This is a genomic window from Blastococcus sp. SYSU D01042, from assembly GCF_054050515.1.
Map to the genome: position 1 here is coordinate 333,833 of NZ_JBJGZM010000004.1, position 19,030 is coordinate 352,862.

Consider the following 19,030-nt stretch of genomic DNA (forward strand, 5'->3'; position numbering starts at 1 on the left):
GACCGTCCCTCCGTTGGCAGGCCGCCGTGCGGCGGACCGGCCCAGTCAAGCAGGAGCGCGCCGGTCCCCGCTCCCGCGCCGCGTGAGGGCGCCGCCGGGCGGGCATCACCACCGCCATGGCGAGAGCGCGACCCGAGCGCGCCCGGGGGCACGACGCGCACGCCCCGCACCGCATCCCGCTGCGGGGCTGGCGGCAGGTGCTCGCGCGGGCGGCGCGGCACGTCCTCGACGACCGGCTGATGGCGCTGGCCGCCGCGGTCTCGTTCTTCGCGATCCTGTCGATCGCGCCGCTGCTGGTGACGGCGCTGTCGATCTACGGCGCGGTCAACACCCCCGAGCAGGCGCTGGACCAGCTCTCCTCGATCGCGGAGGTGCTGCCGCCCGAGCTCGAACCGCTCGTCGCCGAGCAGCTGACGACCATCACGACGGCGTCCACCCAGGTGCTCACCTTCCGCGGCCTCACCGGCCTGCTGGCCGCGCTGGTGACGGCGACGACGGCGGCGACCTACCTCATCGACGCGCTCACCCTCGCCTACTCCGAGACCGAGACCCGCGGCTTCCTGCGCCGAACGGGTCTGGCCGTCGCGTTCGTGCTCGGGGGCGCGCTGGTCATCGGCGGCGTCCTCGCCGGCATGGGGGCGCTGTCGGGGCAGCTCGACCGGCTGCCCGACCTGTTGCAGCCCTTCCGGCCGGCCCTGCTCTGGCTGACCCTGGCGCTGCTGCTCACCCTCGTGCTCGCCGTCCTCTACCGGGTGGCGCCCGACCGCACGCAGGCGCGCTGGCGGTGGCTCAGCGTCGGCGCGGCCGTCGCCACGGCGCTGTGGCTGGCGACGTCGGTCGGCCTGTTCGCGTACGTGCAGAGCCTCGGGTCCTACGAGACGACCTACGGCTCGCTGGGCGGCGTGGCGATCAGCATGTTCTGGCTGTGGCTGACCGTCTTCCTGGTCATCGTCGGCGCCACGGTCAACGCGGAGAGCGAGCGCCAGACCGCCCGCGACTCCACCGTGGGCCCCGAGCGCCCGCTGGGCGAGCGCGGCGCCGTCGTCGCCGACAGCGTGCCGCCGGGCGCAGCCGACTAGGCCTGCGCGGCCGGCTGCTCGGCACGCAGGTGCGCGTCGAGGAACCGCAGGATCCGCGTCCAGGCGTGCTCGGCCGAGGGGTGGTGGTAGTCGAACCCGGCCACCTTCTCGAGCACGCTGAACGGCCCCAGGTCGTGCCGGTTCAGGAAGGAGTGCCCGGCGTCCCGGTACTCGTGGACGTCGTGCGGTACCCCGAGCCGGGTGAGGACGCCCTCCAGCTCCTCGGCCGCACCGCGGAACACCGGGTCGCGCCTGCCGTAGCTCGCCACCACGGGGCACGCGCCGGCGAGCACCTCCTCGGCGTCCTCCGGGATGGCCCCGTAGTTGGGCGCGGCCACGTCGAAGCCACGGGTGGCCGCCAGCAGCGCGAAGCCGCCGCCCATGCAGAAGCCGAGCACGCCGACCCGCCCGGTCGTGTCGGGCCGCTCGACCAGCCAGCGCCGGGTGGCCTCCAGGTCGCCGAAGGCCGCGCCCTGGCCCCGGAGCATCGCCCGGAACGTCGTCCGCAGGCAGCGCAGCAGGCCGCCGGCGGTGAACAGGTCCGGCGCCACGGCCAGGTAGCCGGCGGCGGCGAGCCGGTCGGCCTGCTGCCGCGTGTCGTCGGTCAGCCCGAGCGCCTCGTGCACGACCACGACGGCCGGCCAGGGCCCCTCCCCCACCGGCGGCACCGCCAGGTAGCCGCGCAGCTCCGGCGCGCTCGCGGCGCCGGGGATCAGGATGTCGGGCACGGGCGCTCCCAGCGGTGGTCGGTCAGCTGCCCGGGCGGAACGGGTTCTTGCCCGCCCGGAAGAGGGTCTCCTGCGTGAAGCTGGCGGCCAGCGTGCCGCCCGCGGTGAAGATCGCACCGGTGTACCAGCCGCGTCCACCCGAGACCGTGCCCGGCTCCATGTCCATGAGCACCCACTCGTCCAGGGGCGCGTGCCGGTGGAACCAGACCGCGTGGTCCAGCGTCGGGCCGGGGCTCGCCTCGTCCTGCGGCATGTTCGCCAGCCCCGTGCCGATGTCGGAGAGGTAGGTGAGCACGCAGGCGTGCACCAGGTGGTCGTCGGGCAGCGGCACCGTCGTCCGGGACCAGAAGCGGGTGGGCAGCCGCCAGCCGTCGTCGGACTGGCCGGGCCGGCGGCTCTCCATGGTGAACAACCGCGGCATGCCGTGGCTGCGCAGCCCGTCGGGCCCCTCGACCTCGGGCATCTCCTGCACCGGGATGTCCGGGCCGGCGCCGCCGGCGTGGAAGGACGCCGCCATGCTGAAGATGACCTCGCCGCCCTGGACCGCCACCACGCGGCGCGCGGAGAACGAGCCGCCGTCGCGGTCGCGCTCGACGCGGAAGACCGTCGGCCGGGCGGCGTCGCCGCTGCGCAGGAAGTAGCCGTGCAGCGAGTGCGGCAGCCGGCCCTCGGCGACCGTCAGCCCGGCCGCCAGCAGCGCCTGCGCCGCGACCTGGCCGCCGTACAGCGGGAAGGGGTCGGCGAAGACCAGCGTGCTGCGGTAGAGGTCCCGGTCGATCTCCTCGAGGTCCAGGACGTCGAGCACGGTCGGCTCGGCCTCCTGCGGCGCGCGTCCGGGCTCGCTGGGCACTGGACCTCCAGGTTCGGGGTGGGATCGACGCCGCGACGATACGGTCGCCCGAGCGCGACCGACGTCACCGGCTCGGGGGACGCGGCAGGACGATCCGGCGGCCACCGCCGACAGGAGGCAGTGCTCGATGACGGGAACGATGCGGGCCCAGCGGTTCTACAAGGCGACCGGGACCTGGGCGGTGGAGGACGTCCCGATCCCGGAGCCGGGCCCCGGTCAGGTGCTGATCAAGGTCGCCTACTGCGGCATCTGCCACTCCGACCTCAGCCTGATCGACGGCGTCTTCGGCGGCCTGGGCACCCCCGACGTCGTCACCCAGGGGCACGAGGCGTCGGGCACCATCGCCGCCCTCGGGGAGGGCGTCACCGGCTGGTCGGTCGGCGACCGGGTCATCCCCGCCGCCGGGCGGCCCTGCGGCACGTGCGCCAACTGCGTGCGCGGGCCCGTCGGGCAGTGCCTGAGCATCCAGCTGATGGCCTTCGCCTACGACGGCGCGTGGGCCGAGTACACGGTCGCCGGGGCCTTCGGCCTCACCCAGGTGCCCGACGGCGTGCCGATGGACCAGGCCGCCATCCTCGCCGACGCGGTGTCCACGCCCTTCGGCGCCGTCGTGCACACCGGCCAGGTGCGCATCGGCGAGGCGGTGGGGGTCTGGGGCGTCGGCGGCGTCGGCACGCACATCGTGCAGCTGGCCCGCCTCGTGGGCGCCAACCCGATCATCGCCCTCGACCTCGAGGAACCCGTGCGGCAGCGGGCGCTGGAGCTCGGCGCCGACTTCGCCTTCGACTCCCGGGACCCGGAGCTGCAGTCGAAGATCGCCGAGGCCACCCGGGGGAAGATGCTCGACGTCGCCTTCGACGCCGTCGGGATCAAGGCCACCTTCGAGCAGGGCCTGGCGATGCTCGCGAACGGGGGCCGGGTCGTGGTGGTCGGGCTCAGCGGCGAGGACGCCTCGCTGGGCTCGACGCTGGGCTTCGGGCTCTCCCGGAAGCAGGCGCTGGGCCACCTCGGTTACCAGGGCACCGACATCGCGATCCTCGCCGACCTGGTGGCCTCCGGCCGGCTCGACCTGTCCCGCTCGATCACCGACGTCGTCTCGCTGGAGGACGTCGGCGAGGGCATCCGCCGGCTGCAGGAGCGCGACGGCAACCCCATCCGGATCCTCGTCCAGCCCTGATCCCCCGGCCGTCGCCCGGCGCCGCACTCCCGCGCGGGTGCGGCGCCGGGCATGAACGCGCCCTCCCCGCTGTTGGGGAGGGTGATGGTCCGCCCGCGCCGGCGTCGACCCCTGTCTCCTGACGCATCCTCGAAGGAATCCTGCTTGCCCGAGTCCACCTCCACCCCTTTCCCGCAGACGGCCCGCCGCCGCGAGCGCTCCGCCGGGCGCGAGCGCGCCGCGCGGGACGGCGACCGGGCAGCAGCCGCCGCCGAGAAGCTGGCCCAGCAGAGCTGGGTCGAGGGCGCCGAGCCCGCACTGCCCACCCGCGAGACCCGGCCCGAGGACGTCGTCTTCCACCTCGGCCCCACCAACTCCGGCAAGACCTACGAGTCGCTGCAGGCCCTGGCCGAGGCCGGCTCCGGCGTCTACGCCGCGCCGCTGCGGCAGCTGGCGCACGAGGCGTACGCCAAGCTCTCCGCCCTGCTGCCCGAGGGCACGGTCGGCCTGTCCACCGGCGAGGAGGAGATCGACCCGTTCGCGCCGATCGTCTGCTGCACCGTCGAGAAGGCTCCGCCGCGCGGCGAGATGCTGGTGCTCGACGAGGCGCACTGGGTCACCGACCCCGACCGCGGGCACCACTGGGCGCGGCTGCTGCTGACCGGCGAGTACCGGACGATGCACCTGATCTCCGCCGCCGAGGCCTACCTGGTGCTCAAGCCCCTGGTGTCCGACGCCGAGCACGTCGAGGTCGTCAACCACAAGCGGCTCTCGCGCCTGGACGTGCTGCGCGCCCCGGTGCGCCCGAACGGCGTCCGGCCGCAGACCCTGGTCGTCGCCTTCTCCCGCAAGGCCGTCTACGCCGCGGCCGCCGAGCTCGACCAGCACCGGCCCGGCAAGGTCGGCGTGCTCTACGGCGCCCTCCCCCCGGCCACCCGGCGCGAGGTCATCGAGCGGTTCACCGACGGCGAGCTCGACGTGCTGGTGACCACCGACGTGATCGGCCACGGCATCAACGTGCCGGCCACCACCGTGCTGTTCGCCGAGACGACGAAGTTCGACGGCCAGGAGATGCGGCCGCTGCGCACCTGGGAGGCCGCCCAGATCGCCGGCCGGGCCGGCCGCTACGGCCTGACCGGGCACGGCACGGTGGGCATCCTCATCGGCGTCAGCGGCCTCAAGCCGGTGGGCGCGCTGGTGGCCAAGGGCGCCGCCGTGGCCCGCGGCGACGAGATGAGCGACCTGCCCAAGCGGGCGCCGCGGCTGCGGCCCGAGCTCGAGGACCTCGGCGCCATGGAGGCCGTCGACCTGCCGGAGGCGCTGGTGCGCTGGATGGCGTGGGCGCGGGCCGCCACCCGCGACCAGGCGATGACCGCCGACGACGTGACCAGCCTGGTGCTGCGGGTGCACGCCCTGCTGCCGCTGCTGCGCGGTCCGCTCGGTGCGGCCGGTGACCTGGAGACCGTCTGGCGGCTGGTCAACCTGGCCATCGACTACAACCCGCCCCGCCGCACCCGCTGGCTGGTGCTGGCCAAGGCCGCGCTCCAGCACGCCGTCGGCATCCCCGTCCCCCCGGAGACCGTGCTGCCCGACGTCCCGCGCGGCGGGTCGGTCGAGGAGTACGAACAGGCCGCCGCCGCGGCCCGCGACGCCCAGACCCTGCTGCGCCAGTTCCCCGGCGTCGCCGGGCTCGACGGGGACGACGCCGCGTGGGTCGAGGAGGAGTGCGCGGAGATGATCACCGAGCTGCTCCCCGACGCGATCGCGCTGGGCCGGTCCGGGACCTGCACCTCCTGCGGCTCGTCCATCGCCCCGTGGTTCACCACCTGCCGGCCGTGCAGCGCGCCGTCCGGTCGCCCGGGCGGGGACCGCGACCGCCGTCCCTCGTCCGGTGGCCGCCGGACCGCGGGCCGGGCCGCCGGCCGCGCGCTCGGCGGGCGCCAGGGCGGACCGCGCGGGCGCTCCCGCCGGGGCTGACCCGAGGATGGGTGGCATGCGCCTGCTGCTGGAGTACGCCCTCGTCCCCGACTACCTGGAGCGGCGCGCGGCGCTGCGCGAGGAGCACCTGGCGCTGGCGCGCGCGGCGCACGAGCGGGGTGAGCTGCTGCTCGCCGGCGCGCTGCCCGACCCGTACGACCGCGCGCTGCTCGTGTGGACCGCACCCCGCGAGGTCGTGGAGCGCTTCGCCGAGCAGGACCCGTACGTCCGCCACGGGCTCGTGTCCGGCTGGACCGTCCGGGAGTGGAACGTCGTCGTCGGCGGACAGCCGTAGCCGACGCGCCGCCCGCACGCGTGCTCGTGCGCCCGCACGGGTAGTCCGCACCCGGCAGCGGACAGGCGGACGAGGAGCACGGGATGACCACGAGCACGGGCGACCGGGACGTCGTCGACATCCTCACGACCGACCACCACGAGGTGCTGGCGCTGATCGGCCGCATCCCGTCGGCGGACCAGGGCGAGCGCCGGGACATGGCCGACATGGTGATCGCCGAGCTGATGCGGCACGCGATCGCCGAGGAGATGCACGTCTACCCCGCGATGCGGGAGCACCTGCCCGACGGCGAACGCCGCGTCGAGCACGACATCGAGGAGCACCAGGAGCTCGTCGAGGTCATGAAGGAGCTGGAGGGCATCGACCCGGGCGAGCCGCGCTTCCTCACGACGCTCGGGCGGCTCGAGGAGGTCATGCGCGACCACGTGCAGGACGAGGAGGGCGAGCAGTTCCCGCTGCTGCGCGCGCACCTCTCCCGCGAGGAGCTGGTCGGCATCGGGACGAAGGTGCAGGCGGCGATGGCGGCTGCACCGACGCGGCCGCACCCCAGCGCCCCGCACAGCGCGCTGTTCCACAAGACGCTCGGTCCCGGCGTGGGGCTGGTCGACAAGCTGCGCGACAAGCTGACCGGGCGGCCCAACTCGCTCTGAGCCGCCGCGCTCACAGGTGCGGGCGGACGTTCTCCTGCCAGACGTCCCAGCCGACCCGCAGCACCAGCGCGCTGACGACGACGAGGAACGCGACGCGGATGAACCGGCTGCCGCGGGCGGTGGCCGTGCGGGCGCCGAGGTAGCCGCCCACCGTGTTGGCGGCGCCCAGCAGCAGGCCCAGCCCCCAGTACACGTAGCCGTGCGGCACGAAGAACAGCAGCGCGCCGAGGTTGGTGGCGCAGTTGACGATCTTGGCCTTGGCGCTTGCCTCGAGGAACGCGTAGCCGAGCAGCGACACCATCGCGAAGACGAGGAACGACCCCGTGCCCGGGCCCAGGATGCCGTCGTAGAAGCCGATGGCCGCGCCGATCAGCGCCGCCGTCCCGTGGTGCCGGCGCCCGGAGTGCCGCAGCGCGGTGACGTCGCCGAGCGCGGGCCGCAGCAGGGTGAACGCCCCGATGCCGACCAGCGCGACGACGATGACCGGCTTGAAGACGCTCGCCGGGAGCAGCGCGGCCACCGAGGCGCCGCAGAAGCTGCCGACCAGCGCGATCCCGGCCATCGGCAGCGCGGTGCGCAGGTCGGGCCGGACGCGGCGGTAGTAGGTGACGGCGCTGGTGGTCGTGCCGAACACCGAGCCGAGCTTGTTCGTCGCCAGCGCCTCGACGGGGCTGATCCCCGGGACCAGCAGCAGCGCCGGCAGCTGCACCAGGCCGCCCCCGCCGACGACGGCGTCGATGAACCCCGCGGTGAGCCCGGCGAGCAGCACGAGCACGAGGGTCGCGGTGGAGAGCCCCTCCGGCAGGACGTCCACCGCGAGCAGGTCGGTCATCCCACTCCTCCCGGCCCGCCGACGTCCCGGCGGCACCGCGGGCCACTCCACCACGGCGCTCGAGCGGCCTGCGCACCGCCCTGGGGGTGGCGGCGTGGAGGTCTGGTCCGACCCGTCGTGCTCCAAGTGCCGCACCCCGCGACCCGGGCGGCCCGGGACGACGAGGCGCTGCGCGAGATCACCGGCGCCTGAACGCCCGGCTCAGGACGCGTCGGCCCAGGACATGACCACCGACACGTCCAACGGGAAGTCGAGCGGGAACCCGCCGAACAGCAGCCGGCCCGCCTCGGCCGCCGATCCGCGCACCGCCCCGACCACGTCGTCCGCCAGGTGCTCGGGGGTGTGCACGAGCACCTCGTCGTGCAGGAAGAACACCAGGTGCGGCCGGTCGGCCAGCCGGCCCTCCCCCAGCTGCCACAGCCGGTTGCGCAGGTCGGCCAGCCAGCACAGCGCCCACTCGGCGGCCGTCCCCTGGACGACGAAGTTGCGGGTGAACCGCCCCCGGGCGCGGCGCCGCCGGTCGCGGTCCTCGCGGGAGCCGCCGTCGTCGTCGGGGGGCTCGCCGAGGTCGGCCGGGCGGTCCCACCCCGCCGACGGCGAGCCGCGGCCGAGCAGCGTGCGCACCACCTCGCCGCGTTCCCCCGCCCGCGCCGCCTCCTCGACCAGGCCGATCGCCCGCGGGTAGCGACGGGCCAGCCGCGGCATCATCCGGCCGCTCTCCCCGCGGGTCCCGCCGTAGAGCGCGCCGAGCACCCCGACCTTCGCCTCGGCCCGCGTCGCGACCACCCCGGCCGCCACGATGCCCTCGTACAGGTCGGTGCCGCGCGCCGCCTCGGCCATCGCCGTGTCGCCGCTCATCGCGGCCAGCACCCGCGGCTCGAGCTGGGCGACGTCGGCCACGACGAACCGCCACCCCTCGTCGGCGACCGCCGCCGGCCGGACCTGCACCGGCACCGACAGCGCCCCGCCGCCGTTCGACGCCCACCGGCCGGTGACGACCCCACCGGGCACGAACCACGACCGGAACCGGCCCTCGCGCACCCACGCGTCCAGCCACGCCCAGCCGTTGGCCGTCATCAGCCGGGAGAGCCGGCGGTACTCCAGCAGCGCCGGCAGCGCCGGGTGCACCAGCTGCTCCAAGGTCCAGGAGCGGGTGTCCGGGACCTCGAGGCCGGCGCCCCGGAGCGCCCGCAGCAGGTCGGCCGGCGAGTCGGGGTTCAGGTCGGGGGCGCCCAGGGCTGCCCGCGCCTCCGCGGCCAGGCCCTCGAGCACCGCCGGGCGCCGGCCGGCAGCCGGCCGCGGGCCCAGCAGCCCGGTGAGCAGCCGGTCGTGGACGTCGGCCCGCCACGGCAGGCCCGTGTGCGTCATCTCCGCGGCGACCAGCGACCCGGAGGACTCCGCGGCGAGCAGCAGGCCGAGCCGGCCGCGCTCGGCCGACGCGGCGAGCGCCGCCTGCTGCCGCGCGTCCTCGGCGACGGCGTCCAGCCGGTCGGCGGGGTCCGCCAGGGGGAACAGCCCGGTGTCGACGGCGGTGACCGGCTGGAGGGCGTCCCAGCCGGGTGTCTCCTCGTCCGCCAGGAGGGCCTGGTCGACGGCCGGTGACCGGCGCAGCAGCGCGTGGCTCAGCCGCAGGTCCGTGCAGCGCGCGATCCGCACCCCGCGGGCGAGCAGCTCCGGGTACCAGCGGGTGGTGCAGTCCCAGACCCAGCGCACCGGCTCGGGGCCTGCCTCGCGCGCGGCGACGAGGGCGGGGAGCTCCTCGGCGGGCACCCGGGTCGACCCGGCCGGCTGCCGGACCTCGACCTCCCGGCCGCGCCGCACCAGGACGATCCGCTCCACGCGGGCAGTGTCCTCGACCGGTCCGACAGCCGGCGCGCGGCGGCTGAGCGAGGCGCCGTCGGGGTAGGGCCGGTCGCATGGATGCCATCTCGTTCGGCAAGGCCGGTCTGCAGGGCTGGCGCGCGAGGGTCGCCGACGCCGTGGCGGCTCCTGTGGCGCGGCGCTCCGGTGTCAGCGACGACCAGGTGCGGGCGGCGGTCGGGGCGGCCTTCTTCGTCCTGTCGGTCGTCTACGTGGTCCAGACGGTGCGGCGGCTGGCCGGCGGCTAGCGTGCCGGCATGGCTGTCGACCCGCGCGGAACGGACCTGAAGCGGTACCTGCAGGAGGACCCGGGCGGTCCCGTCGTGATGCTCAACCTGCTGCGGTACGCCGAGGACGGGCGGGCGTCCTACGAGCAGTACGCCGAGGCGCTGCGCACGACGTTCCTCCCCCGCTACGGGGGCGAGATCCTCTACGCCGGCGAGGGGTCGACCGCCCTGGTCGCCGAGCCCGGCCAGGAGTGGGACGCCGTGCTGTGCATCCGCTACCCCTCGCGGGAGGCGTTCAGCCGGATGGTCGCCGACCCCGAGTACCAGCAGGTCACGGCGCTGCGCACCCGCGCGCTGACCGAGGCGGTGCTGCAGGCCACGACCCCCTGGTGAGGGCACCCTAAGTAGCGCCCGGGACACCGGACTACGGTTGCGGGCATGACCGAGGCACGACAGGCCGCCCGCCCACCCCGCACGCGGACGGCGCGGGTCGCCGAGGTGCTGCGCACCTCACGCGTGACCCCGCACGTGGTCCGCGTCGTCCTCGGCGGCGAGGGCATGGCCGGGCTCCCGTGCGGCGAGTTCACCGACCACTACGTCAAGCTGCAGCTGCCGCCCGCCGGCGCCGGCTACTCGGCGCCCTACGACGTCGAGGAGCTCCGCGGGCAGCTGCCGCCGGAGCAGTGGCCGGTCACCCGCACCTACACGGTGCGGTCCTGGGACGGCGACGCCGGCGAGCTCACCATCGACTTCGTGCACCACGGCGACGCGGGCGTGGCCGGCCCCTGGGCGGCCGCCGCGCAGCCCGGCGACCGGATCCAGTTCATGGGCCCCGGTGGCGCCTACCGCCCGCGGGCCGACGCCGACTGGCACCTGCTGGCCGGTGACGAGGCGGCGCTCCCCGCGATCGCCGCCGCGCTCGAGGAGCTGCCCGAGGGCGCCCGCGCGCTGGCCTTCGTCGAGGTCGCGGGGCCCGAGGAGGAGCAGGCCGACGTCGTCCCCCGGCCCGGCACCGAGCTGCGGTGGGTGCACCGCGGCGACGCCGCCCCGGGCGAGGCGCTGGTCGCCGCCGTCCGGGCCACCGAGCTCCCGGCCGGCCGCGGCCACCTGTTCGTGCACGGCGAGGCCTACGCCGTGCGCGAGCTGCGCCGGCACCTGCGCGCGCTCGTCGGCCTGGACCCCGCGTGGACGTCGATCTCGGGCTACTGGCGGCGCGGCGACACCGAGGACGGCTGGCAGTCCACCAAGCAGGAGTGGAACGCCTCGATCGAGGCGGAGGAGACGCCGGCCGGCGCCTGAGCGGCGGGGTCGGCACCGGGTCTGACAAGCTCGGAGGCATCCCGACCCCCACCTCAGGAGGACCCGTGCGCGCCGCCCAGATCACCACCCTCGACGGCCCCCGGGCGATCCAGGTCGTCGACGTCCCCGAGCCCGAGGCCGGGGACAAGGTCCTCATCGACGTGCACGTCGCCGGCGTCACCTACCCCGAGGTGCTGCAGAGCCGCGGCGAGTACCAGATGAAGCCCCCGCTGCCCTTCGTCCCGGGCAGCGAGGTGGCCGGCGTGGTGCGCTCCGCTCCCGACGGCAGCGGCGTCAGCGCCGGGCAGCGGGTGGCGGCCTTCCCGTCGCTGGGCGGCTTCGCCGAGGTCGTCGCCGCCCCGCCGTCGCTGGTGTTCCCGCTGCCGGACGGCACGAGCTTCGAGCAGGGCGCCGCGCTGCCGATGAACTACCTGACGATGCACTTCGCGCTGCGCCGCCGCGGCCGGCTCTCCGAGGGCGAGAGCGTGCTGGTGCACGGTGCCGCCGGCGGCCTCGGCACGGCGGCCGTGCAGCTGGCCAAGGCCTACGGCGCGCGCGTGCTCGCCGTCGTCTCCAGCGACGCCAAGGGCGAGGTGGCCCGCGCGGCCGGCGCCGACGACGTCGTCCCGGCCGAGGGCTTCCGGGACGCGGTCAAGGACCTGACGGGCGGCCGCGGCGTGGACATGGTCGTCGACCCGGTCGGCGGCGACCGGTTCACCGACTCCCTGCGCAGCCTCGGCCGCGAGGGCCGGATCCTGGTGCTCGGCTTCACCGGCGGGGAGATCCCGACGGTCAAGGTCAACCGGCTGCTGCTCAACAACGTCTCCGTCGTCGGCGTCGGCTGGGGCGCGTTCTGGTCGACGGGCGCTCCCGGCTTCCCGAAGGAGCAGTGGGAGGACCTCTACCCGCTCCTCGAGAGCGGCCGGCTCGACCCGGTCCTGGGCTCGGTGCACCCGCTGGAGGACGTCGTCGCCGCCGTCACCGAGCTCGACGAGCGCCGGGCCGCCGGCAAGGTCCTGCTCCGCGTCCGCGGCTGACCCCGCCGGGCTGCGGCGCTACTCCCCCAGGAGGCGCCGCAGCCGGCGGGCGGGCTCGAGCACCAGCACGCCGGGCAGCCGCAGGGCGGCCGAGGCGACCCGCACCCCGAACCGGAGCAGGTCCGGCCACTCGGCCGGCCGCGGCCGGACCGCTCCTGCACCCACGGGCCGCTCCCGGACCGGCGGCGGCACGGGGGGCAGGGGCAGCTCGGGCGCGGCCGGGGGCGGCGCCAGGACGTCCATCGCCGGGGAGCTGCGGCGCGGTGCGCGCAGCGAGGCGAAGGAAGGGATGGGCGGAGCCGCGGGCGACTCCTCCTCGTCGCTCCCCCGTCCACGACCGGTCGTCGGCACGGCGGGTTCCTCCAGGTGGCTCTCCGGGATCGGGGCGGGCGCGGCGGAGCGGCGCCGCCCGGGGCCGTCGACAGTAGCCGCGGCCCCGGGAGCGCCCCCCACCCCGGTCAGCGGTAGTTCACGTGGGGGTGGTCCATGTGGTTGGCCGTCGGGCTGCCGCGGTTCTCCATGGGCTTCCAGACGCCGGGCGAGCTCATCATCCGCTGCTTCCAGATGACGTACTCCACGCCGAGCTCGTCCCAGTGCGCGACGTGGTAGGCCACGATCGCGTCGCCGAGCGCCCCGTTGCTCATCACCATGTAGTCGACGGCGAGCCCGGACGGGTGCCCGCCCGGGTCGGCAGCGCTGGCGCGGGTGCCGCCCAGGGTGATCGACGCCGCGCCCGGCACGTTGCTGACGACCTTGTCCGCGGCGGCCTGCGCCCGGGGGTTGATCGGCCCGGCGGTGTTGTTGATCTTCGCCCGGACGGTGGCGGCGACGGAGCCCGCAGCCTCGGCGACCGCCGCGGCCGGGGCCTTCGGTGCGGGGGCCGGCGCGGTGGCCCGCGCCCGTGCCGCGGCCTGGGCGGCCTGGGCGGCCTGCTCCGCGGCGGCCTGCTCGGCCGCGCGCTGGGCTGCTGCGGCCTCCTCGGCCGCCTTCGCGAAGGCCGCGGCGGCCTCGGCCTCGGCCCGCTGCCGGTCGAGGACCGCCTGGTCGGCGGCGGCCTGCGCGAACGCGGCCGCGGCCTCGGCGTCCTCGCGGCTGCTGCGGCTGGCGGTGAGGTCGGTGAGCGACTGGAGGTCCTGGGTCACGTCGACCGGTCCGGCGGCGTCGTCCAGCCCGAGCTGGGCGGCGACGCTGACCGACTGCGCGTCGACCGGCTCGGCCTGCGCGGCCGGGCCGGTGCCGGCGATCGCGCTGACGAGGACCGCGCCGGTGGCGGCGACGCCCAGGTAGACGGCCGGCCGGCGGGTGCGGGCCGGGGGCCGGCGGTGGCCGGCGGCGGACGGGGTGGAGAACCGGCCGGTCAGGCCGGAGACGAGCGTGCGGGGGTGCATGGGTGCGGGTGCTCCGGGGGGATGCGTGCAGCAGCGTCCGACCAGGGACGACGAGGGGCTGCGACGGGTGTGCGGTCTGCGGGCGCTGCGGCTCCAGGGCGTACCGCCGCGGGGCGGACCACCGGGGGTGCCGGTGCGGGACCGCGGGCGTACCGGGACGTCGCCGCCGGAGGAGGACGGCGCGTGCGCGGAGCGGCAGGCAGCGCTCAGCTGTGCGGGGTCTCCCGCGGGGTGGAGGGGCGGGTGGACCGGGGTCGTGCGGTGGTGCAGGGGCGCGCCATCCGGCGGCTCTCCGTTCTTCCGATACCGCTTACCGGGTTAGCTGACGGATTCGGGCTCAGAAGTGCCCTACCCGCGGCGGGCACGTGCCCGGCGCAGGATTCACCCCAGTGCTGCAGTGGGTCCCCGGCTCGCCCGCGTCCCAGGAGGACGAGGGCGACTCAACGGCGTCCGGCGGCTTCCCCGGGTGGGGAGGTTGCGACCTCCGGACCGCTCAACGGTAACCACCGTTACGGTTCCGTGACAATCCGCTCGGGCGTGACGCGCCTCATGGGTGCCGGGCGCCGGTGACGAAGGCGCGCGCCTCGCGCAGCCACGCCACGCACTCCTCCTCGTCCGGCGACGGGATCTGCACCCACTCGCGCATGGGCCGCCCCGCGCGCGGCGAGCAGGGCAGCCCCCGCCCGTCGGCGATCAGGGCGCGCACGCGCTCGGCGGGCAGCTTCACGGTGAGCTGGTCGCCGCTGGCGAAGCCGTACGACCGGCCGCCGGCGGCCAGGGCGGGGGCGTGCAGCATCCGGTGCTCCTCGTCCTCCGGGTGCTCGGCGAGCACCCGGCGGACGGCGGCGGCGAAGACCTCACCGAGGTCGGCCACGTGCCTGCTCCCTCCTGCTGGGGGGCTCAGAGGCGGCGCAGCGCCGCCAGCGCCTCGCCGGCCATGCGCGACGAGCCGAGGGCGTTCGGGTGGACGATGACCGGGTTGGTGCCGGCAAGGACCGGCTCCACCCAGCGGACGCCGACGGGCTGGCAGGCGTCGTGCCCCTCGGAGGCCCGGCTCAGGTCGACGTAGGTCACGCCGGCCGCGTTCGCGGCCCGCCGGACGGCGTCGTTCAGCGTCGCCTGGACGCCGCGCAGGTAGGGGACGTCGCCCACCGCGACCGGCATCAGCGGGAAGCACCCGCCGGTCGCGGGCAGGATCGAGGGGTAGCCGAGGATCGCGATCTCGGCGTGCGGCGCCCTGGCGCGCACGGCCTTCAGCACCTGCACCAGCGAGGGGTAGGTCGTGTTCCGGATGGTGTCCTCGAAGGAGGCGCCGTAGCGGTCCCGGCACGGGCTGCCCTGGCCCAGGGTCGAGAGCCCGGCGGCGCCGCACTGGGTGATCGCGTTGATGAACACCCCGCTGTCGTTGCCGCCGATGGTCATGGTGATCACGTCGGTGTCGCGGGTGACGGCGTCCAGCTGCGGGGCCACGCCCGGGTGCTGGGGGGCGAGGTAGTCACCGGTGTCCGCGCCGCCGCACGTCACGTCCGTCAGCTGCGCCCCGGTGACCGCCGCGATGACGTGCGGGTAGTTCGCCGTCGAGCGCAGGCACTGCGGCGGGGCCGTGAGGTCCGGCGGCAGCACGCCGGAGGCCGCGCTGTAGGAGTCCCCCAGCGCCACGTAGCGGACCGGCCCACCGGCCGAGGACGACGGCGCGACGACCACCGAGGTGACGAGGAGGGCGAGCAGCAGGACGACGAGACGGCGCACGGTGAGCTCCGGGGAGGCGGGGACGGGGCCGCTGGGGACAACGACGCCGTGGTGCCCGAGTTACGCAGCTCACACGCGCGAGCGTGGGAAGTACTCCTTCCGGATGCTCCCACCCGCCCCGAAGGCCTCCCGCCGTCCACGGGAGTTCACACGCCTGACACGATCACCCGACATCTCCCGGGCCGGGGTCCGCGCCGCTCCTCATGCGAGGGGCGCGGTGGCTGGATCGTGCCCGGGAGGAGAAGGTGGGTCGTAGCGGATGGAGAGGATCCTCGTGACTGCCATTGACGCGGTACTGGACGAAGCTGGACTGACGAACGAAGCCGTCCGGTCCTACGTGAAGCACTGGGCACAGCACACCGGCGCGGAGCGGGTGGAGGTCGTCAACGCCTCCGACGACGCGCGGCTGCTGGCCGAGGCGCTGGAGGCGGGCGAGATCCTGCCGGCGGGCGAGGGGCGGTACTACTCCCGCAGCCACCCGAAGGACACGGCCCGCTCCGAGGAGCGGACGGTCGTCGCCACGAACAACCCCGAGGACAAGGGCGAGTACAACAACTGGCGCCCCGCGTCGGAGATGCGCCCGATGCTCGAGGAGCGGATGGCCGGCAGGTCCGCGGGCAAGACGATGTACGTCGTCCCCTACGTGATGGCCCCGCCCGGATCCCCGCTGCAGCCCTTCGCCACCGGCGTCGAGCTCACCGACACCCGCACCGTGGTCCTGCACATGATCCGCATGGCGCGGGTGGGCGTGCAGTACGTCAACGACCTCGCCGACCAGGACTACTTCGTCCGCGGCGTGCACGTGACCGGCGACCTGGACAGCCTGGGCCAGGGCACGGCCGAGGACCAGCGCTACTTCGTGACGATCGCCGACGAGCGCACGATCCTCCACTACGGCTCCTCCTACGGCGGCAACGCGCTGCTGGGCAAGATCGCCCACGGCCTGCGCCAGGCGACCTACGACGGCTGGGCGTCGGGCAAGTTCCTGGCCGAGCAGTTCCTGCTCCTGGGGATCACCGACAAGGAGACCGGCCGCACGTACCACATCTGCGGTGGCATGCCCAGCGCGTCGGGCAAGACGAACCTGGCCATGATCCTGTCGCCCGACGCCCTGGGCGACCGCTACCAGGTGCACTTCTACGGCGACGACATCGCCTGGCTGTGGGTCGACGAGGAGGACGGTCGCGTCTACGCGATCAACCCCGAGTTCGGCGCCTTCGGCGTCGCCAAGGACACCAACGAGGTGACCAACCCGACGGCCGTCGAGGCGATCTCCGAGGGCACCGGCACGATCTTCACCAACGTCGCCTACAACGAGAAGACCCAGGACGTCTGGTGGGAGGGCAAGTCGAAGAACCCGCCGGCCGACACCGACGGGTGGCGCGACTGGAAGGGCGAGCTGATCTCGGAGCGGTCCGAGGACGCGAAGGACGAGCCCTGGGCGCACCCGAACAGCCGGTTCACCACCACGCTGGCGAACATCCCGAACATCGCGCCGGACTACGAGAACCCGAAGGGCGTCCCGGTGGACGCGATCATCTTCGGTGGCCGCACCCGTGACCGCGAGCCGCTGATCCGCGCGATCACCGACCTCGCCGAGGGCGTCTACGACGGCCTGACCCTGGGTGCGGAGGCGACCTTCGCCGCCGAGGGCACCGAGGGCGTCCTGCGGTACGACCCGATGTCGATGCGGCCGTTCATGGCCTACTCCGAGGGCCGGTACGCCGAGCACTGGCTGAAGATCATCGGTGCCGCGGAGGACCAGCCGGTCTTCGCCCACGTGAACTGGTTCCAGCGGGGCGAGGACGGCCGCTTCCTGTGGCCGGGCTACCGGGACAACCTGCGCCCGCTGCTGTGGCTCATGCAGCTGCGCAACGGCGAGGTCACCGGCCGGCAGACCCCCGTGGGCATCGTGCCGACCAAGGAGGAGCTGCAGCTCGAGGGCATGGACGACCTGCGTCCGGACGACCTGGAGACGCTCCTGTCGATCGACACCCACCGCTGGCAGCAGGAGATGGCGCACCGCGAGCAGCACCTCTCGCTGTTCCGCGACATGCCCGAGGAGATCTGGGCGGCGCACCGCCGCGTCTCCGACGCCCTGGACGCCGAGGCGACGTGATCCGCGGAGGGCTCGCACCCTCCTGAACGACGAAGGCCCCGACCGCACGGTCGGGGCCTTCGTCGTCTCTCCGGCGCGCTCCTGCCGGCGTCCCGCCAGGCCGACCCTGCAGGATCCGTCCGCCCCGCGTGCAGCGCCGGGCGGGGGTCGATGCGTCTGACCAGGTGGAGACCACTGACGGGAGCAGGGCATGACGTTCGAGGAGTTCGTGGCGGCACAGGGAGCTCCCCTGCTGCGGCTGGCGTTCGTCCTGACCGGCGACCGGTACCTCGCGGAGGACCTGACCCAGACGGCACTGGCTGACGCCTACCGGCACTGGCGGAAGGTCACAGCGGCGGACGACCCGGCGGCGTACGTCCGGCGGATGCTCGTGAACGCGCACCTGAGCTGGCGACGCCGTCGGTCGAGCACCGAGCGCCCGACCGATCTGCCCGACACCTCGCTCGACCCCGCAGCCGCTCCCGGTGACGCCCTCGCAGCCCGGGAGCAGATGCGCACGCTGCTGGCCGACCTGGCCCCACGGGCGCGCACCGTGCTGGTGCTGCGCTACTCCGCCGACCTCGACGACGCCGCGATCGCCGAGGCGATGGGGACAACCGCGAGTTCCGTGCGGGCGACCGCCTCCCGCGCCCTGGCCGGTCTCCGGTCCACCGCCGTCATCGACACCGTCCAGGAGGCACCATGACCGACCCGATCGAGCGCCGGCTCCGCGAGCTCTTCGCCGCCGAGGCGGCTGGCGCCCCGGACGCGGGTGGCCTGGCCGCCGTCGCCGTGCACACGGCGCAGCGCCGCCGACGCACGCAGCGGACGTGCGCGGCCCTGCTCGTGGCCGCGGTGGTGGCCGTCGGGGGCGGCACCGTCGCAGCATGGGACCCGGGCTCCGGGGATACCTCGCGCGTGGTCGCCGACACCGCGCCGCCGACCGGTGTGGGCGCCCTCCCTGGCAGCGCGAGCGGGGACTGCCAGGGCTACTCGCCCGTCGGGCTCGCCGGCCATCTCACCCAGGAGGGCGCCTTCGCCTTCGCCGGCACCGTGACCGGGGTCGAGCCGGGCACGGACCTGGGTCCGGAGATGGCTCGTCAGAAGATGACCGTCACCTTCCGGGTGCAGACCTGGTACGCCGGCGGCTCCGGCGCGACGGTGGACGTGGTCCTGGACGGGCCCGACACGGAGGACTCGAGCGTCTCGACGTACGGCATCGGTACCCGCCTGCTCGTGTCCGGGGTGCTCGCCCCGACCGAGCGCGCATCCGGCACGCCGACCGCCACCGGGGACATGGCCCTCTTCGGCTTCTCCTGCGGCTACACCCGTTACCACGATGAGGCCACCGCTGCGGAGTGGGCCGCCATCGCGGCCGGGGAGCTGCCGGCGGGCCCACTACCGGCCACCGACGCTGCGAGCTGCCCCGAGTACTCCCCCACCCTGATCGCTGCGAAGGATTTCGCCCTGGACGGGACGATCACCGGGATCGGGGAGCAGCGCTTCGCCCCGCTGCCCGGAGAGACCGAGGCCGAGAGCTACTACTCGGTCACCTTCCGCGTGCACGCCTGGTACCGGGGCGGCGCCGGCGAGACGGTGACCCTGCACATGGACGGGCCCTACCCGCGGACGCCGGAGGGAGAGTCCGTCGAGACCTACGTCCACGGCACCCGCCTGCTCGTCTCGGGCGTGCTGAGCGACGTCGAGGGTCGGGGCTTCATCGGCGAGGGCTGCGGATTCACCCGGTACTACGACGAGACCACCGCTGCGGAATGGGCCGCCGCCACGGACTGACGCGGGAACGA

General features: G+C 75.0%; 20 protein-coding genes and 1 riboswitch. Of the genes, 12 read left to right on the forward strand and 8 right to left on the reverse strand.

The window, feature by feature from the left end; translation table 11 throughout:
* Positions 1–116: 116 nt before the first annotated feature.
* On the forward strand, positions 117–1,079 hold the full coding sequence (locus ACI79H_RS10490; RefSeq protein WP_456554320.1) for a YihY/virulence factor BrkB family protein: 963 nt from the start codon (positions 117–119) through the stop codon (positions 1,077–1,079).
* On the opposite strand, the gene ACI79H_RS10495 is transcribed toward ACI79H_RS10490, so the two are convergent.
* Positions 1,076–1,807 carry a dienelactone hydrolase family protein gene (locus ACI79H_RS10495; protein WP_456554321.1) on the reverse strand — a complete coding sequence of 244 codons (732 nt, stop codon included), beginning with the start codon at positions 1,805–1,807 and terminating at the stop codon, positions 1,076–1,078. The two genes, ACI79H_RS10490 and ACI79H_RS10495, sit on opposite strands and share 4 nt — an antisense overlap.
* A 22-nt stretch (positions 1,808–1,829) precedes the next feature.
* Positions 1,830–2,657 carry an acyl-CoA thioesterase gene (locus ACI79H_RS10500; RefSeq protein ID WP_456554322.1) on the reverse strand — a complete coding sequence of 276 codons (828 nt, stop codon included), beginning with the start codon at positions 2,655–2,657 and terminating at the stop codon, positions 1,830–1,832.
* A 127-nt stretch (positions 2,658–2,784) separates the two neighbouring features.
* Between ACI79H_RS10500 and ACI79H_RS10505 the strand changes: the two genes are divergently transcribed.
* The 4 genes from ACI79H_RS10505 (at position 2,785) to ACI79H_RS10520 (ending at position 6,735) form a co-directional block, all read left to right on the forward strand.
* On the forward strand, positions 2,785–3,834 hold the full coding sequence (locus ACI79H_RS10505) for a zinc-binding dehydrogenase (RefSeq protein ID WP_456554323.1): 1,050 nt from the start codon (positions 2,785–2,787) through the stop codon (positions 3,832–3,834).
* Positions 3,835–3,978: 144 nt separating this feature from the next.
* Complete coding sequence (locus tag ACI79H_RS10510; protein ID WP_456554324.1) at positions 3,979–5,790, forward strand: helicase-related protein; 1,812 nt, start codon at positions 3,979–3,981, stop codon at positions 5,788–5,790.
* 16 nt (positions 5,791–5,806) lie between these two features.
* A complete protein-coding gene (locus ACI79H_RS10515) occupies positions 5,807–6,085 on the forward strand; it encodes a YciI-like protein (protein WP_456554325.1) in 279 nt (92 codons plus the stop codon).
* 83 nt (positions 6,086–6,168) lie between these two features.
* Positions 6,169–6,735 carry a hemerythrin domain-containing protein gene (locus ACI79H_RS10520; protein ID WP_456554326.1) on the forward strand — a complete coding sequence of 189 codons (567 nt, stop codon included), beginning with the start codon at positions 6,169–6,171 and terminating at the stop codon, positions 6,733–6,735.
* Between the two features lie 10 nt (positions 6,736–6,745).
* On the opposite strand, the gene ACI79H_RS10525 is transcribed toward ACI79H_RS10520, so the two are convergent.
* A complete protein-coding gene (locus ACI79H_RS10525; protein ID WP_456554327.1) occupies positions 6,746–7,567 on the reverse strand; it encodes a sulfite exporter TauE/SafE family protein in 822 nt (273 codons plus the stop codon).
* A 201-nt stretch (positions 7,568–7,768) separates the two neighbouring features.
* Positions 7,769–9,406, reverse strand: a complete 1,638-nt coding sequence (locus tag ACI79H_RS10530) for a bifunctional 3'-5' exonuclease/DNA polymerase (RefSeq protein WP_456554328.1) — start codon at positions 9,404–9,406, stop codon at positions 7,769–7,771.
* Positions 9,407–9,483: 77 nt separating this feature from the next.
* On the opposite strand from ACI79H_RS10530, the gene ACI79H_RS10535 reads away from it, so the two are divergent.
* From ACI79H_RS10535 to ACI79H_RS10550, 4 genes are all read left to right on the forward strand, one after another.
* Positions 9,484–9,675, forward strand: coding sequence for a hypothetical protein (locus ACI79H_RS10535; protein ID WP_456554329.1), 192 nt, complete (start codon positions 9,484–9,486; stop codon positions 9,673–9,675).
* A gap of 9 nt (positions 9,676–9,684) precedes the next feature.
* The gene (locus ACI79H_RS10540) at positions 9,685–10,047 is read left to right on the forward strand and encodes a DUF1330 domain-containing protein (protein WP_456554330.1); all 363 of its coding nucleotides are present in this window, start codon (positions 9,685–9,687) and stop codon (positions 10,045–10,047) included.
* Between the two features lie 45 nt (positions 10,048–10,092).
* Entirely contained in the window at positions 10,093–10,953 is an 861-nt protein-coding gene (locus ACI79H_RS10545) for a siderophore-interacting protein (protein ID WP_456554331.1), read from the forward strand.
* 65 nt (positions 10,954–11,018) lie between these two features.
* Positions 11,019–11,990 (forward strand): NADPH:quinone oxidoreductase family protein, encoded by a 972-nt coding sequence (locus ACI79H_RS10550; RefSeq protein ID WP_456554332.1) that lies wholly within the window; start codon positions 11,019–11,021, stop codon positions 11,988–11,990.
* Positions 11,991–12,008: 18 nt separating this feature from the next.
* Here ACI79H_RS10550 and ACI79H_RS10555 read toward each other — a convergent pair whose 3' ends face one another.
* The 4 genes from ACI79H_RS10555 to ACI79H_RS10570 form a co-directional block, all read right to left on the reverse strand.
* Positions 12,009–12,341: a hypothetical protein gene (locus ACI79H_RS10555; RefSeq protein WP_456554333.1), complete on the reverse strand. Its 333-nt coding sequence runs from the start codon at positions 12,339–12,341 to the stop codon at positions 12,009–12,011.
* 107 nt (positions 12,342–12,448) lie between these two features.
* Positions 12,449–13,378 carry a hypothetical protein gene (locus tag ACI79H_RS10560; protein ID WP_456554334.1) on the reverse strand — a complete coding sequence of 310 codons (930 nt, stop codon included), beginning with the start codon at positions 13,376–13,378 and terminating at the stop codon, positions 12,449–12,451.
* Between the two features lie 292 nt (positions 13,379–13,670).
* Positions 13,671–13,834: riboswitch (cyclic di-AMP (ydaO/yuaA leader) on the reverse strand.
* Between the two features lie 91 nt (positions 13,835–13,925).
* A complete protein-coding gene (locus ACI79H_RS10565; RefSeq protein ID WP_456554335.1) occupies positions 13,926–14,252 on the reverse strand; it encodes a hypothetical protein in 327 nt (108 codons plus the stop codon).
* A 26-nt stretch (positions 14,253–14,278) separates the two neighbouring features.
* On the reverse strand, positions 14,279–15,127 hold the full coding sequence (locus tag ACI79H_RS10570; protein WP_456554336.1) for an SGNH/GDSL hydrolase family protein: 849 nt from the start codon (positions 15,125–15,127) through the stop codon (positions 14,279–14,281).
* Between the two features lie 259 nt (positions 15,128–15,386).
* Here ACI79H_RS10570 and ACI79H_RS10575 point away from each other — a divergent pair, with 259 nt between their 5' ends.
* From ACI79H_RS10575 to ACI79H_RS10585, 3 genes are all read left to right on the forward strand, one after another.
* Positions 15,387–17,246 carry a phosphoenolpyruvate carboxykinase (GTP) gene (locus tag ACI79H_RS10575; RefSeq protein ID WP_456554337.1) on the forward strand — a complete coding sequence of 620 codons (1,860 nt, stop codon included), beginning with the start codon at positions 15,387–15,389 and terminating at the stop codon, positions 17,244–17,246.
* Between the two features lie 190 nt (positions 17,247–17,436).
* Entirely contained in the window at positions 17,437–17,931 is a 495-nt protein-coding gene (locus tag ACI79H_RS10580) for a SigE family RNA polymerase sigma factor (protein WP_456554338.1), read from the forward strand.
* Complete coding sequence (locus tag ACI79H_RS10585; protein ID WP_456554339.1) at positions 17,928–19,019, forward strand: hypothetical protein; 1,092 nt, start codon at positions 17,928–17,930, stop codon at positions 19,017–19,019. Before ACI79H_RS10580 ends, ACI79H_RS10585 begins: the two co-directional genes overlap by 4 nt.
* Positions 19,020–19,030 lie beyond the last annotated feature (11 nt).